The sequence below is a fragment of the Embleya sp. NPDC055664 genome, from assembly GCF_053618075.1.
In genome coordinates, this window is record NZ_JBSHGZ010000016.1 from 148,478 (window position 1) to 163,236 (window position 14,759).

At 74.0% G+C, this 14,759-nt stretch carries 11 protein-coding genes; 5 read left to right on the top strand and 6 right to left on the bottom strand.

Annotation, left to right across the window (positions count from 1 at the left end; translation table 11 throughout):
* Positions 1-56: 56 nt before the first annotated feature.
* Entirely contained in the window at positions 57-713 is a 657-nt protein-coding gene (locus ACWGR4_RS25325; RefSeq protein ID WP_452132716.1) for a hypothetical protein, read from the bottom strand.
* Positions 714-1,053: 340 nt separating this feature from the next.
* On the opposite strand from ACWGR4_RS25325, the gene ACWGR4_RS25330 reads away from it, so the two are divergent.
* A complete protein-coding gene (locus tag ACWGR4_RS25330) occupies positions 1,054-3,096 on the top strand; it encodes a prolyl oligopeptidase family serine peptidase (RefSeq protein ID WP_452132717.1) in 2,043 nt (680 codons plus the stop codon).
* 42 nt (positions 3,097-3,138) lie between these two features.
* Here ACWGR4_RS25330 and ACWGR4_RS25335 read toward each other — a convergent pair whose 3' ends face one another.
* The 3 genes from ACWGR4_RS25335 to ACWGR4_RS25345 all read right to left on the bottom strand — a co-directional run bounded on the left by ACWGR4_RS25335 (position 3,139) and on the right by ACWGR4_RS25345 (position 5,594).
* Positions 3,139-3,921 (bottom strand): DUF3152 domain-containing protein, encoded by a 783-nt coding sequence (locus ACWGR4_RS25335; protein WP_452132718.1) that lies wholly within the window; start codon positions 3,919-3,921, stop codon positions 3,139-3,141.
* 128 nt (positions 3,922-4,049) lie between these two features.
* Complete coding sequence (locus tag ACWGR4_RS25340) at positions 4,050-4,979, bottom strand: hypothetical protein (RefSeq protein WP_452132719.1); 930 nt, start codon at positions 4,977-4,979, stop codon at positions 4,050-4,052.
* 102 nt (positions 4,980-5,081) lie between these two features.
* Complete coding sequence (locus tag ACWGR4_RS25345) at positions 5,082-5,594, bottom strand: SigE family RNA polymerase sigma factor (protein ID WP_452132720.1); 513 nt, start codon at positions 5,592-5,594, stop codon at positions 5,082-5,084.
* 272 nt (positions 5,595-5,866) lie between these two features.
* Between ACWGR4_RS25345 and ACWGR4_RS25350 the strand changes: the two genes are divergently transcribed.
* Entirely contained in the window at positions 5,867-6,433 is a 567-nt protein-coding gene (locus ACWGR4_RS25350; RefSeq protein ID WP_452132721.1) for an NADPH-dependent FMN reductase, read from the top strand.
* Positions 6,434-6,721: 288 nt separating this feature from the next.
* Complete coding sequence (locus ACWGR4_RS25355) at positions 6,722-7,231, top strand: cupin domain-containing protein (protein ID WP_380007406.1); 510 nt, start codon at positions 6,722-6,724, stop codon at positions 7,229-7,231.
* Between the two features lie 73 nt (positions 7,232-7,304).
* Here ACWGR4_RS25355 and ACWGR4_RS25360 read toward each other — a convergent pair whose 3' ends face one another.
* A complete protein-coding gene (locus ACWGR4_RS25360) occupies positions 7,305-7,745 on the bottom strand; it encodes a DUF2000 family protein (RefSeq protein WP_452132578.1) in 441 nt (146 codons plus the stop codon).
* Positions 7,746-7,795: 50 nt separating this feature from the next.
* Here ACWGR4_RS25360 and ACWGR4_RS25365 point away from each other — a divergent pair, with 50 nt between their 5' ends.
* Together ACWGR4_RS25365 and ACWGR4_RS25370 are read left to right on the top strand one after the other, a co-directional pair.
* Complete coding sequence (locus tag ACWGR4_RS25365) at positions 7,796-8,704, top strand: helix-turn-helix transcriptional regulator (protein ID WP_380007412.1); 909 nt, start codon at positions 7,796-7,798, stop codon at positions 8,702-8,704.
* 125 nt (positions 8,705-8,829) lie between these two features.
* Positions 8,830-13,395: a hypothetical protein gene (locus tag ACWGR4_RS25370; protein ID WP_452132579.1), complete on the top strand. Its 4,566-nt coding sequence runs from the start codon at positions 8,830-8,832 to the stop codon at positions 13,393-13,395.
* Between the two features lie 150 nt (positions 13,396-13,545).
* Here the strand turns inward: ACWGR4_RS25370 and ACWGR4_RS25375 are convergent, their stop codons facing one another.
* Positions 13,546-14,568, bottom strand: coding sequence for an ABC transporter substrate-binding protein (locus ACWGR4_RS25375; protein ID WP_380007418.1), 1,023 nt, complete (start codon positions 14,566-14,568; stop codon positions 13,546-13,548).
* Positions 14,569-14,759: the final 191 nt, after the last annotated feature.

A 14,759-nucleotide genomic window follows, 5' to 3' on the forward strand; every position in this document is an offset into this window, starting at 1 on the left:
GGCCGGAAGAAGCCGGTTCCCGCTCGGTTCGGTGCGAAATACCGACGCTCCGGAGATCACCGGTGACTTGGGGTCGTTGCCGCCACACCGGGAGCGCGAGGCTCGATGCCCGGTTCGGGGAACAACGCGTGCAGGCGGGCGACCAGCGCGGCGTCCGGGAGGACCGCGCGGCGCGCATCGGCGGCGATCGGGCAGGACGACATCACCCGCACGCCGTGGCGCAGGCCGTCGTCGTACCCGAACATCACGACGTAGTCCGCCTGGCGACCCGCCCCGGAGCAGGCGAGGCCGCCCGTGGGCAACGCGGGTTGGGTTCGCAGCGCCCGGGCATACTCGGCCGGATCCGGGAGGGCGCGCGTGCCGGCCAGGTCCGTACGGTGCCGCGCCGGTCGGTCGTCGCGCGGATAGCGGCACACCACGGCGGAGCGCGGCGTGCCCGGGACGAACGGGTCCGCCGGGGCGGCGTGGTTCGGCAATCGCCAGTCGGGGGTGGTCGGGTCGACCCAACGGGGGCAGCCCTCCGCGTCCACCGGGGCGGGCGGCGGCGCGGGGTTGGCGGTCGCCGAATACCGCGCGGGGGCGTCCCCGGCGGCATTGAGCAGCACGGTCCCGCCGAGGCCGACCGCGAGCACGGCGACCGCCGGCGCGGCCCACCGGCGACGTCGGTGGGCGCGCGGCGGACTCGGCCGATCGACCTGCGGCTTCTCGCCCATGACAGCACCCTGACACACGGCCCCGGCCGCGTGCGCGGCGGGCCAACCGGCCTTCGGCATCGAAAGGATGCCCCGACGCCCCCGGGCACGGCGTGCGCGGAGAGCGCCACGGCCCGACCGGGCCGATCCGGCCGGGGCGGGCGGCGGGGTGCGCAACAAAACAGCCGGCCACGTGCGCCGGAAAGGCCGCAAGCGGTGCGAAGCCGACAGGAAAGCCCCGACGCGCGCCGGCCCACGCCGCGGCCGGCGCGAGGCGCGCCGATCAACCGGGCGCCCCGGGTTGTTTCGCCGGGTGGCGAAACATTCGGTGGGGCCGGGCCCGACGGTCAGTGTGTAGCGCATGTCGATGATCGGTTTGCCCCGGCAGTTCGTGCGCACTCGGCGGTTCACGTCGGGTCTGCCCACCGCATTCACCGTGTCCGGCGACGGTGCGTCGGTGCTGTTCCTGCGCAGTCGCTCCGGGGAGGATCCGGTGGGCGGTCTGTGGTGTCTGGACCTCGACACCGGCGCCGAGCGGCTGCTCGTGGATCCCGCACGCTCGGCGGGGGCGGCCGGCCGGGCCGGGATCACCGCGTACGCCACCGACGACGCGGCTCGGCTCGCCGCGTTCGTGCTGCCGGACGGGTTGTGGGCGGTCGACGTGCCGACCGGGCGCGCGCGTCGGTTGCCCGTCGAGGGGCCGGTCGCCGACCCCCGCCCCGATCCGACCGGGCGGCGGATCGCCTATGCGGCCGACGGTGCGCTGCGGGTGGTCGAGGCGGACGGCACCGGGGACCGGGCGGTCGCCGAACCCGACGGCGCCGACGTGCGTTTCGGGGTCGCCGAGTATGTCGCGACCGCGTCGATCGGCCGCGACCGCGGCTACTGGTGGTCCCCGGAGGGTACGCGGCTCCTGGTCGCCCGCGTGGACGAGAGCGAGGTGCCGATCCGCTGGCTCGCCGACCCGACGGATCCGCACGTCGCGCCGCGCACCCTGCGCTACCCGGCGGCGGGCGACCCCAACGCCGAGGTCACCCTGTGGCTCGTCACCCTCGCCGGTGAGCGCATCGAAGTGCCTTGGGACCGAGCCGGGTTCGAATACCTGACCGCCGCCGGCTGGGACGCCCACGGCCCGTTCGCCGAGGTGCAGAGCCGCGACCAGCGCACCGTCCGCGTGTTGGCCGTCGACCAGGCGGACGGCCGGACCCGCCTCCTCGCCGAACGGCACGACCCGCACTGGGTGCACCTGCTGCGCGGCACCCCGGTACGGACCGGCTCCGGCGCGCTGGTCGGGCACTCCGACGCCGACGGCACCCGCCGACTCACCCTGGACGGCGTACCGATCACCCCGGCGGGCCTGCAGGTGCGCGAGGTGTTCGGGGTGGACGGCGACGACGTGTTGTTCGGCGCCGCCGACGACCCCACCGAGGCCGGGATCTGGACGTACCGACCGGGCGCCGGCGCCGAACGGCTCGACGGGGAGGCGGGCGTACATACCGCCGTGCGCCGCGCGGGCACGCTCGTGCACACGGCCCGGACCCCCGACCGCCCCGGCGCCCGCACGCACGTGCTGCGGGCGGATCGCCCCGCCGTACCGATCCGCTCGTATCCGGCCGAGCCGGTGCTGCGGCTGCGCGCCACCCGGATCACCACCACCGAACGTGGCCTGCACAGCCAGGTGTTGCTGCCGTCGTGGCATCGCGCGGGCGACCCGCCGCTGCCTGTGCTCGTCGACCCGTACGGCGGTCCGGCCCTCCAGCGGGTCACCGCTGCGCAGGCGCCGATGACCTTCGTCTCCCAGTGGTTCGCCGAGCAGGGCTTCGCCGTGCTGATCACCGACGGCAGCGGGACGCCGGGGCGCGGGCCGGCCTGGGAGCGCGAGGTCGCCGGCGACATCCTCGGCCCGGTGCTCGCCGACCAGGTCGCCGCGCTGGCCGAAGTGGTGCGACGGCGGCCCGAGTTGGACGCCTCGACGGTCGCCGTGCGGGGTTGGTCGTTCGGCGCGACACTGGCCCTGACCGCGATCCTGCGCCGTCCGGACGTCTTCCACGCCGCGATCGCCGGCGGCGCCGTCACCGACCAGCGCCTGTACGACACGCACTGGCGCGAACGATTCCTCGGCCTTCCCGACGAGCACCCCGAACGTTACGCCGACTGCTCACCGCTGTCCTCGGCCGCCGAGTTGCGCCGACCCCTGTTGCTGATCCACGGGCTCGCCGACGACAACGTCTGGCCGGCCAACACGTTGCGGCTGTCCGGCGAACTGCTCGCCGCCGGACGGCCGCACGAGGTGCTGCCACTGGTCCACACCGGCCACGCGCCCACGGACGAGAACCTGTTCGAGAAGTTGTTGGCCCATCAACTCGACTTCCTGCGGCGGCATTTGCGGCTCCCACCGCGCTGAGCGGTCCGCCGGGCGGCGGCGGGGCAACGGGCGGGCGGGTGGTCAGCCGCCGGCGCTCGGGTATGGCCAGGGGTTGGCCTCGCACAGTTCGCCGTTGTCCGCCACCCGGGACTTGGTCTGCTGCATCATCACCGGAGCCAGGCCGCCGGCTGCGCACCCGGTGCTGTGTTGGTGGCCCATCCGGTGGCCCACCTCGTGGTTGATCAGCATGCGGCGGTAACCGAGGAGGTCGTCCCCGTACGCGGTCGAACCCTGGGCCCAGCGGCTGCCGTTGATCATCACCCAGGGTGTGCCGTTGGCATTGCACGACACGTTGGACCTGCTGGTGTCGCCCACGATCGGCGAGCAGATCCGATGCAGGGTGCCGGGGCTGGACAAGCGCACCACGAACGACGCGGCGCCGTCGGTGCGGGCGAAGGCGAGCCCGTCCCGGGACCAGCTGCGCGGATCGTTGAGGGTGCGCTGCACCATGTCGGCGAACAGCGCGCCGTCCAGGGGCAGTCCCTGCTCGATCTCCACCCGATAGGCGACCCGCCGCCCCGGACGCGGCGCCGCCGCCTCCCCGGGCACGGTGACGAACGTGCCGCCGAGCCGCAGTTCGGCGTCCAGGGCGAACGGCACGCTCGCCTGCGCCTCGGGGTCCGGCGAGGCGGATGTCCGTACCGGCAGGTCCCGTTGCGCCGACGGCCCGTCCGGGCTCGTCGGGGTGGCCTCGGCCGGCCGCCCGATCGGTGCGTCGGGCCGGGCGGCACCGACGTCTGTGGTCGGTGAGCCGCCGCCGGAGCCGTGCGGTATCAGCGCGATCAGGAGCACTACGGCGGTCACCGCCCCCGCCACGACCCACGCACGGGTCACCTGCCGCCGGCGGGCGTGCGAGCGGGCCCTCGCCCTGGCTCCCGCGCGGCTCCCGGCCGGGAGGCGTGATCTCGATCGACGGCCCATGGCGCGCCCGCTCACCCCGTCCCCGGTTCGGCTGCCCGCAACTGCCGGGAGATGTCCGACCAGCGCGCGTCCCGCACGATCGCCCGCGCCTGGTCGTCGGTCAACGGCATCCGTCGTTTCTCGTCCGGGATCTCCACCCGGTCGAGCGGCCCGATGGCCCAGAACAGCCGGAACACGGTCGGCCCCGACGGAATCTGGATGCCCTGCCCCCAGACCAGGCCGGCCTCGGTCCTGCGCACGGACTCCGACGCGAAGCGGTCGGCCTCCCCGAGCGGGCCGATGCACTTGAGGTGGTGCCTGCGCCCGTACTCGTCGATCCGGCTGGGCTCGGTGGCGGCATCCGGGGCGCACGCGGCCAGTTCGCCCGAGCGCAGCGACATCGACACCCCGGCCGGTCCCTGGCCGTTGTCCCAGGTCAGCGCGGCCGAGATGCCGTACTCCGGCGAATACCCGGTCCGTACCGCCGACTTCGTCCCCTCCGCCGGCAGCAGGGCAACGAGCAGGTCGCCCAGTTGTCGTGCGATCACCTCCCGGGTCTCCGCGATCCGGGCCTCGGCCATGCGGGCAACCGACCGAGGTCGCGCCTCGGGTACACCGCTCGACGCGGGTGACATCGCTTGCCGCGAGTCGGGCTCGCCCGCGTCCGGCGCGACCGTGGCCGCGACCACCCCGATCGTCACCACCGCGGCCATCGAGGCCACGACGGCGCCCGCGCGGATCCACACCCGCCGCCGGCCTCGGGCGGCGGCACGGGCCACCACCTCGGCCATCGGGCGGGCGTCGTGGCTCCCCAACTCGGCGTGCAGTTGCCGTCGAAAGGCCTCTTCGAGGTCGGGGTCGACGTCGAGCACAACCTCGACGTCGAGGTCGGTGTCCGCTCCGCCGGGGGACCCGCGTCCCGGCTCGGTCCCGGATCGTGGGGTCACCCGATCCGCCGCCATTGCCGCCTCCCGTTCCGGTCGACATCGATTCCCATATCGGTTTTCGTATCGGCTTCGGTTTCGCCGTCGTTCTCGGTCCCGCTCGTCACTGCTCTCCTCCGCTCAGCCGATCAGGGGGTTGACCTCGAGCGTTCCGCGCAGCCGGGCCAGTGCGCGGGGGCCGGCGCTCTTGACCGCAGAGGTGGACATGCCGAGCATCTCGGCGACCGCCTCCACGCTGTGGTCCTCCCAATACCGCAGCACCACCACCACCCGGTCCCTCGGCGCCAACCGCATCAGCGCGTCGATCAGGGTCAGCCGTACGTCCGGGAGATCGGCGTCGGCCGCCGCGTCGGGGCGGCGCTCCAGGCCCGCCGCGTCGATGCCGGGCAACTCGGTGGAACTGAGTCGGCGCCTGCGGTCCAGGTAGGCGTTCAGAAGCACCCGCTTCGCGTACGCGTGCGGCTGGTCGGTGTGCTCTATGCGGCGCCAGGCCACGTACAGCTTCTCCAGGGCGATCTGGGTCAGGTCCTCGGCGAGATGCCAGTCGCCACACAGCAGATACGCCGTCCGGCACAGGCGTTGCGCCGAGGACTCGGCGTACTCGGTGAACCCGTCGCGGCCCTGCCGTCCCATCCCGACCTCCCCTCCTGTCGAGTCCATCCCTGATCCATACGCATCCGGAGGAGGGGGCGGACGCATGTGTCCTGCGTCACAGCATGGGCGGGACGGGCGGGGGTCGCCCTCGCGGGCTCGTACGCGTGTCGCAATCGGTCCCCCAATTGGCATGTCGGGCCGGTCATACCGACATCGAACGGGCCATACGTTGGTTCGGCGCCCGGGAACGAGAGCACCGTCGACCGACCCGGTCGCCGAACCCGGCCACATTCACCCCAAGGAGCCATCGCGTGCGCGACGTCAAGATCCTGGCCGTCTCCGGCAGCCTGCGCGCCGAGTCGCACAACACCCGACTGCTGCACGCCGCACGCAAGTTCGCCCCGGGTGGGCTGGACATCGAGATCTACGAGGGCCTGCGCGAGATTCCCCCGTACGACATGGACCAGGACACCCCGGGCGATCGGCCCGCCGCGGCCGCGGACCTGCGCCGGCGGATCACCGAGGCGGACGGGCTCCTGATCGCCACGCCCGAGTTCAACTACTCGATCCCGGGCGTCCTGAAGAACGCGATCGACTGGGCGAGCACCGACTGGAGCGGCACCGAGGGGCTGCCGCTGCTGCACAAGCCGACCGCGATCATGGGCGCCGCACCCACCAACTTCGGCTCCGTACGGGCCCAGCTGGCGCTGCGTCAGGTATTCGTCTGGACGCACACCGACGTGGTGGTCAAGCCCGAGGTGATCGCGTTCCGGTCGCACGAGCGCTTCGACGAGGCGGGCAACCTCACCGACGAGACGACCATCGGCCTGCTCCGCGATCTGCTGGTCGCGCTGCGGGACAAGATCGACGCCAAGTAGGCGTCCGGGACTCCTTCGGGGGCGCGGGAGGGGTTTCGCCGTCACGGGGCGGCGAAACCCCTCCCTTGTTTGTCCGGGGTCGACCGAGGGCTGGAAATTGACCCATCATTTCGGCCTCGGAATGCACCATTGCGAGGGTCGAAAGCGGCCGTAGATTGGTGTCTACGAACGGCGGGGCCGGGCGCCGAGGAAGCAGCGAAGCGCCCCCACCGACCGTACGCATCACCTCGACCGGCAGCGGTCGACCGATCCACTGCTCTCCCGCACGTCCGTACGCAAGGAGCCACCATGTCCGCGAACACCTCGAACACCACCGCCGCCGGCACCGGCGAGGTCCCCGTCCTGGTCCGTACCCGGGACGCCGAGATCATCCAGGACGGTCCGACCAGCCTGATCACGCTGCTGGCCGACACCCCCGGGCTGACCGCGAACCTGGCCACGTTCCGCAAGGGCTCGCCGGGCGCGCCCGCGCACTTCCACACCCGGGCGAGCGAGATGTTCCACGTCACCGAGGGCACCATGCGCATCCTGCTCGGCGAGGAGATCGTGACGCTGGAGACGGGCGACTTCCTCCTCGTGCCGCCGAACACCACGCACGCCTTCGCCCCGGCCCCGGACACCGAGGCCAAGATGCTGGTGGTCTTCACGCCCGGCATGGACCGCTTCGACTACTACCGCCTGCTGGAGCGGGTGCACCGCGGCGAGGCCGACTTCGCCGAACTGCGCGCGACGTCCGAGCGGTTCGACAACCACTACGTCGACAGCCCGGTGTGGCGCGAGGCCATCGCCGGGAAGTGAACCCGCGCACGGTGACGCAGGGCCCGGACCACGTGAGGTGGTCCGGGCCCTGCGTGTTTCACGCGGACAGGTGTCACGGGTGCATCGCCGCGCCCTTGCAGACCTTGTCCACCGCGTTGCGCGGCCCGTACACGGCGATGCCGACCAGGTCCAGATCGGCGCGCGGCACCGCCCGCACGGCCGCGCGGTTGTCCCGGTCGTTGCCGGTCGCGAACAGGTCCGCGGTGAACACCGCCACCGGCAGGTCCCGGCCGAGGGCGCGGGCGTGCGCCGTGGTCAGCAGTTCCTTCCCGGCCTCGAAGACCAGTACCGGCTGGCGGAACATCGGCAGGTACGCGGTGTCGTCGGCGTCCGCGTACGGCTCGCCGATCACCTCCGGCACCCGGGTGCCCAGGCCGCTGACCAGGAACGCCGTCACGTTCAGTCGTTGCCAGGCGGCCAGGTCCTCGCGCAGCAGGACGGCGATCTTGGTGTCGAAACGGATGGGCGCGTTCTCGGCGTGCTCGGATTCCATGCCCGGAAGTCTTCCGGGGCCCGCATCGGCCCGTCTTGTACGATCCTGACATGGTTGCCGGTGCGGAACTCGTGGCGTGGCGGCCACCGGTGGCCGGCGTCACCGAGGTGCTGCACGCGCACATGACCGACCACGCCTACCCGATGCACACGCACGCCGCGTGGACGTTGCTGATCGTCGACGACGGTATGATCCGCTACGACCTGGACCGGCACGAACACGGTGTGTTGCGACAGACCGTGAGCCTGCTGCCGCCGCATGTGCCGCACAACGGGGCCGCGGCCACCGCGACCGGGTTCCACAAGCGGGTGTTGTATCTGGACTCCTCGCACCTGCCCCACTCCCTGATCGGCCCGGCCGTGGACCGACCGGTGTTCGACGATCCGGAATTGCGCCTCCGGCTGGACCGGCTGCACCTGTCGCTGGCGTGCGCCGGCGAGGAGCTGGAGACCGAGAGCAGGCTCGCGTTCATCGCCGAGCGGCTGCGCACCCACCTGCGGGGCCGGGTCGGCGCACCGCCGCAGGTGCGCGATCCGGGCCTGGCCCGCCGGTTGCGGGACCTGCTGGACGAGCGTTATGTCGAGGGCGTCACGCTGCGCGAGGCGGCCGAGGTGCTGTACGCGCATCCCACCCATCTGGTCCGGGCCTTCGGCCGGGAGTTCGGAATCGGCCCGCACCAGTATCTGACCGGCCGTCGGGTCGACCTGGCCCGCACGCTCCTGCTCGACGGCATGCCGGCGCACACCGTCGCCACCGCCGCGGGATTTTATGATCAGTCGCATCTGAACCGGCACTTCAGGCGTGTATTGGGTACCAGCCCGGGCCGGTTCGCGCGGATCGGGGCCGGTGCGGTCGCGATGCGCGGGCGGTCGTCGGCGATCCCGACGACCGCCCCGGGCGATCGCCGCCGACCTCGGCCCGCGCCCGCGCCCCTGTCCGGCACCCCTGTCGGCCCCTGACCGGTCCGCGCTCGACGGCCGATCGTCGGTGAGCTGTGGTGGGGTGGTCCTCGCGATGCCGCCCGGAACCCGGGCGGAGCCACGACGGACGGCCGGTGGGTCCGACCAGCAAGGGGAGGCGAACAGTGACGCAGGGAGCCGCGCGGCGATCCGACCCGGCTGCGGAGGTGCTGCTCGCACTCGCGGTGGCGAGCGGCGAGCCGGGCGACGCGGGCCGGCTGCGGCATCGACTCGGCATGCGCGATCCGGCCTGGTTGGCCGATGCGGCGCTGCCGATCACCGCACGTCGTCGGGCGGTCCGCGATCCGGACGTGCCGGTGCGCCGCGCGGTGGCGCGCAACCCCCGGGCCACTCCGGCCGATCTGGCCGCGCTCCTGGAACGGCCCGACCCGGTTGTCGATCGCCTGGTCTACCGGCACGCCACCGCGCTGCCGTGGATGCGCCGGGAGATCCTCGCCCCGGGCCGGCACCCGGACGCGATCGCCCTCGCGGTGTTGTGGGAGGAGATCCGCGCGTGTACCGAAGACCCGCCGGACCACCCGCACTTCGTCGGCGCGGCGGTGGTCTCCGGCATCCCGGCGCTGATCGAGCACGCGCTGCGCACCCAGGGCGCGCGGCTGACCCGCGCCGAACAACTGCGCGGCCTGCTCGGCCTGTTCGCCGAGCCGGAGCGGCTGGGCGCGCTGCTCGGCGAGGTGCGGTTTCGGCCCGGCGTGCCGCCCGAGCCGGGCAGCGCGCCCGGGCCAGGTGTCGCCGACCTGGCCGCCGCCGCGCTCGCGTCCGGGGACGACGGGCCGCTGCGGGCCGCGGTGCTCGCGGCGGAGGGCTCCGCCGGGCTGATCGCGGGGCTGCGGGCCGGCGAGCCGGAACCGACCTGGCGCCGGCATATCGACTGGACCGGGCTGCCGGCCGCGCACCGCGCCGACCCGCTGCCCGAGTCGGCCGCCGTCGCGCTGGCCGCCCGGCCGGACTGTCCCGAGGTGCTGCTCACCGAGCTGTATCGGGCCCACCCGGCCGCGGTGGCGCGCGTCGCCCGCCCCTCGGTCGCCCTCCTGGAGGCCGCGGTGCACCTGCCGGGCCATGTCGAGGCGACCCGGATCGCCGCCGCTGCCGCCGCGTCCGGACTGGCCGACGAACGACACGCCGCGCCGATCCCGAGCCGCGTCGCCCCCGCCCGCGTCGGGGTGGCCATGCTCGCCGAACTCCCGCCCGGCCGCCCGCTCGCCGAGCTGATCCACCGTCACCTGGGTTGCTCGGCCGACCGCTGGGCCGGCCTGCGCGGCGCGCTGTCCCGCTACCGGGGCACCCTGGCCGACCTGCTGGCGGGCATCGCCGACGGCACCGTGCCGGGCCCCGGCAGCGCACCGCCCCCGGCGCTGTCCCGGCCCTACCGATTCCTGCTCCACGCCGCCCCGGCAGAGGATCTACGCGCCCTGCTGCCGCACCTGCCCGACGAGTTGCTGCGCGATCTGCTCGGCCGCGGCCCGCTCCCCGAGCACGTCTTCGACACCGCCCTCGCCGGCCGCGACCCGAGGGTCTGCGCGGCGTTGGCAGCCAACTCGGGCCTGGATCCGCGCCGGCTGGGCCGGCTCGTCGGGCTGGACGAACCCCGCGTGAACGCCGCGGTGTACCGCAACCCCCACTGCCCGCTCACCCTGCGCCGCCGCATCGCCTCGGGCGCGCCGCGTACCGCGGGTCGGACCGAACCGGTGCCGCTGGACCAGGCGTTGCGCGCCGAACTGCTCGACTGCTCGGACCAGCGCCGGCTCACCCCGCTGGTGGTCAGCGGCGACCCGGAGCTGGTGCACGCCGCGCTGTACGCATTCCCCTCCGCCGACGCGCGGGCATTCGCGTTCCTGAAGGTGTGGCGACGCGGCGGCCCCGACGCGGCCCGACGCCTGGTGGAACTGATCGGCGGACTCGGGCCCCACCGGGCCGACGCCCTCCCGGACCACCTCGAATCCGCGGCCGGGCCGGGCCGGTTGGGCGCGGTGCGCATCCCGTACGAGGACCCCGACGCACTGCCGAACGTGCTGGCCGGCGCACGCGGGCGCAACGCCACCCGCCGGCTCCTGGCCACGCTGGTGCACGAGCCGTACGCGTACGACCTGCCGCGCCTGATCGCCCGGCATCGCGAGACGCCCTTCGCGCCCGAGTCGATCGACGAACTCCTGCGCCACGAGGACGCCGTCGGCGAACCGGCCCGCCTGCTGCGCCTCGCGGTGGTCAACCGCGCCTGCGGGACGACCGCCGAGGACCTGAACCGCGAGCCGATCGATCGGCTGCGCGAGGTCGCCTTCCACCGCACCGACGCCGGCTGGGTGAACGACTGCGTCGAGCACGAACTCCTGGACCCGATACGCCTGGTGGACACCGCCCGCCCGGCCGGCGAGGTGTTGCGCGCACTGCCCAAGCTGACCCGGGACACCGTCGCCGCACCGGTCCGGGCCCGGATCGGCGCGCTGGTGCGGACCCGGCTCGCCGGGCACGTCGAGGCGAGCGTGATCGCGCTGAGCCTGCTCGACTCGTTCGCCGGCACCGTCGGCGAGCTGATCGACGTCGCCGCCCAGGCCGCCGGACCGCCGCCCGGGCCCGAACAACGCGCCGCCGACGACGCCGAGATCGCCGAATCGGCGCGCGAACTGGCAACGTCCCCACCGGCGTCGCGCACCCCCGAGCGGGTCGGGCCGACGTTGCCGACCCGGTGCGGGCGACGCGGCGCCCCGGACCGGGGTTGTGCGCTGGCCGCCGCGCATCTGCTGCGGTCGATGGTGCCTGGCGCGCCGATCCCCACCGATCCGGCCGTGCTCACGGTCTTCGCGGAGACCCCGGAGGCGGATGTACCCGGGCTGGCCCACCCGGACTGGCTGCGCGCGGCCTGCGCGGCGGCTCCCGTGGATCTGCCGCGCGAGCGGTTGGCCCGGCGCGATCCGGTCGGCTTCCGCGCCGGCGCCTCGGCCTCGGTGCGCTACCGCGCCGGGCTGGTCGGCCCCGCCGAGTTGATCGCCGGCACCCCCGCCCGGGCGTTGAGCGCCGCGCGGCCGGGCGAGTTCTCCCAGCTCGCCCGGGAACCGCTGACCCGGGCGGTGCGCGCGCTGCTCGCCGAACACCTCGGCCACGACCCGCGCCGCTGGCTCGCCGCACTGGCGGTGATGGACAGCGACGGCAGCGAACTGCCACTGCCCAAGCTGCTTGAGCGGGTCGCCGCCGGCGCGCCGGAGCCGCCGGGGGACGGACCGCCCCCGGTGCTCTCCGACGCCGGATCGGCCCTGCTCGTCTACGCCGACGTGCGGGTGCTGCGCGCCGTCCTGCCGCTGCTTGCGCCCGGCGCGCCGAGCATCCTGGCCCGCGACGCCGAGCGGGGTCGGCATGTCACCGCCGACCTGGTCGAGTACGTGCTCGGCCTGACCGACGTCGAGCCCGCGCTGATCCTGGCCGAGGGCGAGGCCCGCTCATCGCACACCCGACACGTGCGCGAACGCCTGCTGGCCCGGCGCGATCCGGCGCTGGACGACCGGCTGTACGGCGATGTGAAGCGGCGCGGCGACGTCGCGGAGCGGCGGCGGATCCTGGCCCGGGCGGCGGACGACCCCCGGCCGCTGTCCGCCGCGCTGCGGGCCCGGCTGCTCGAACCCGGTGTGTTCTCGGCGTATTGGGTGGACGCGCTGCGGGTCACCGTCGAGGCGGCCGACGCGGACGTGGTCGAACCGGCCCTGGCGGCGATGTCCGGGAAGTTGTCCCTGCTCGACCAACTACTCGCGGCCCACAACATGTTGCGCTTCGGCGGCGCGCACCGGCTACGCGCGGTGATCGATCGCGGCCTCCTCGGCAGCGGCGCCGCCGGGATCGCCGGCAAGGCCCTGGAGGCGCACGATCGCGCGCTCGACGCCCCGCCGGCCGGGGGGCGGGCCGGGCTCGACCTGTCCCCGCCGGCGCGCGCCGCGCTCGACGCCGGGCTGGCGGTGCTGAGTGAGCGGGTCGAGCGGGAGTCGTCGCCGGCCCGGCTGGTGGCCCGGCTGCGCGGGTGCCGGCGGCTGCCGGACGCGGAGCGGGTCCTGGATCGGCCGTACCGACGCGACTGGGCGCTGCTGGCGCGCGAGCACGCCCGTGAGCCGTGGCCGGCGGGGGTGCGGCACGCGCTCGCGACCCGACCGGACGCGCCCGACGAGATCGTCCTGTCGATGCTGGCCGACCTGCATCCGGCGGAGGCGTTCGCCGCGGCCCGGCGCGGCCCGCGCACCGCCCGCGCCGTCACCGCGCTGGTGGTGCCCGACGGCGGCACCGCCGAGTGGCACGCGGAGGTGGAACGCCTGGTCGAGGCGGGCCTGTTGACCGGCCATGACCTGGTGCACGAGGTCGGCCACGCGGAACGGGCGCTGCGCTACCTCGCCGACGCCCGGACCCGGGTCGACCTGGCCGGGCCGGTGCGCGCGGCGGTCGACGCGGCATACGTGGAGGTCGCCGTACTGGCCGTCGACCTGCTGGGCACCGAGGACCGCTCGTGGCAGCGCCTGTTCGCGGCACTGACCGAACACGACGAGCACTGGCGCCGCGCACACGGCCCGGCCGCCGGCATCGCCGGCCTGCTGACGTACGCGGCCCGCGAACCGCTGGCGCGTGTCTTCGAACCCCCGCCGAACTCCACGACGCCCGGCACCGCACCTCGCCGCCCCGGAGAAACAGGCGAATAGAACCACTATGCACCTGCTTCTCCGGCACACCGATGCACGGCATCCGCCCTTCGGGCTCCTCGCTGCGCTCACGCCGCGGAGCCCGACGGGGGTTCGAAGACACGCGCTGGGACCGGCCTGACATCGGCCCGGTCCCCACCGCGCGCGGCCTCAGCCGGCCAGGTTCTTCTCCAGGTCGCCCAGGATCGAGTTCGCCGCGACCACGCCCAGGCCGAGGTACCAGGTCTCGTCGGGGACCGTGACGGCCTTGCCCTTCTCCACCGCGCCGAGCTTCTTCCACAGCGGGTTGTCGGTGACCCTGCCCTGCGCGGTCTTGTCCGCCGGGCCGTAGGTGCCGACGAAGATCCGGTCGGCGTCCGCCTCGGTGATGCGCTCCTCGGACAGCTCCACGGCCAGGTCGTCGATGTTCTGGTTGGCCGGGCGCGGCAGGCCGACGTCCTGGAGCACCGTGCCGATCAGCGACTTGTTCGCGTACAGGCGGATCTTGCCCGGCATGAACCGCACCATCGAAATGGTCGGCTTGTTCGGACCCAGCTTCTCGCCGAGCGCCTTCGCCCGAGCCTGGTAGGCGTCCAGCTGCTGCTTCGCCTCGGCGGTCTTGTCCAGGGCCGCGGCGTTGAGCAGGAAGTTCTCCTTCCAGGTGTAGCCGGGGCGCACGGAGAACACGGTCGGCGCGATCTTGGCCAGCGTGGCGTACTGCTGTTCCGCGCGCAGCTTGCTGCCCAGGATCAGGTCGGGCTTCAGGTTCTCGATCGCCTCGAGGTTGAGGCTGTTGATCGTGCCGACCTTGGCCGGCTTGCCGGCCTTGCCCTCCAGGTAGGCGGGCAGTTCCTGGGAGCCGTCGGTGAACGCGACGCCGACCGGCTGCACACCGAGCGCGGCGACGTTGTCCAACTCGCCGGTGTCCAGCACGACGACCCGCTTCGGCCGCGCCTTCAGGACCACATCGCCCATCGCGGTACGGATGGTGCGCGGGTACTGTCCCGGCGCCGCGTCGGTGCCCAGGCCCGTGGTGACCTGACCGGCGTTGCCGAACTCCTTGCCGCCGGCGGCGACGGCGGGCTTGCCGCCCTTGTTCCCGTCGGACGAGTCCGAGCTGCCACAGGCCCCGGTGAGCAGGGCGGCGGACAGGGTCACGGCGACGGCGGCGATCCGGCGGCGGGGTATCGGCATGGGTGCTGGTTCCTTGGCGCGTGGGGGACGCGGGCCGAACGCCGCGGTGCGGCGGCAATCGACCCACCTGTGTTCAGGTAAGGCTTACCTTTCCTCACCCTAGAGGATGGTTGGCGCGGAACCGCCATCAGGGGTGAGAACGGGCATCCGGAACACGCGGTCGCATCCGTTGACGTGCGCTCCGTGAGGGC

Coding starts and splice junctions, on each gene's coding strand:
- ACWGR4_RS25325 (WP_452132716.1), bottom strand. CDS start 713: ATGGGCGAGAAGCCGCAGGTCGATCGGCCGAGTCCGCCGCGCGCCCAC.
- ACWGR4_RS25330 (WP_452132717.1), top strand. CDS start 1,054: ATGTCGATGATCGGTTTGCCCCGGCAGTTCGTGCGCACTCGGCGGTTC.
- ACWGR4_RS25340 (WP_452132719.1), bottom strand. CDS start 4,979: ATGGCGGCGGATCGGGTGACCCCACGATCCGGGACCGAGCCGGGACGC.
- ACWGR4_RS25345 (WP_452132720.1), bottom strand. CDS start 5,594: ATGGGACGGCAGGGCCGCGACGGGTTCACCGAGTACGCCGAGTCCTCG.
- ACWGR4_RS25355 (WP_380007406.1), top strand. CDS start 6,722: ATGTCCGCGAACACCTCGAACACCACCGCCGCCGGCACCGGCGAGGTC.
- ACWGR4_RS25360 (WP_452132578.1), bottom strand. CDS start 7,745: ATGGAATCCGAGCACGCCGAGAACGCGCCCATCCGTTTCGACACCAAG.
- ACWGR4_RS25365 (WP_380007412.1), top strand. CDS start 7,796: ATGGTTGCCGGTGCGGAACTCGTGGCGTGGCGGCCACCGGTGGCCGGC.
- ACWGR4_RS25375 (WP_380007418.1), bottom strand. CDS start 14,568: ATGCCGATACCCCGCCGCCGGATCGCCGCCGTCGCCGTGACCCTGTCC.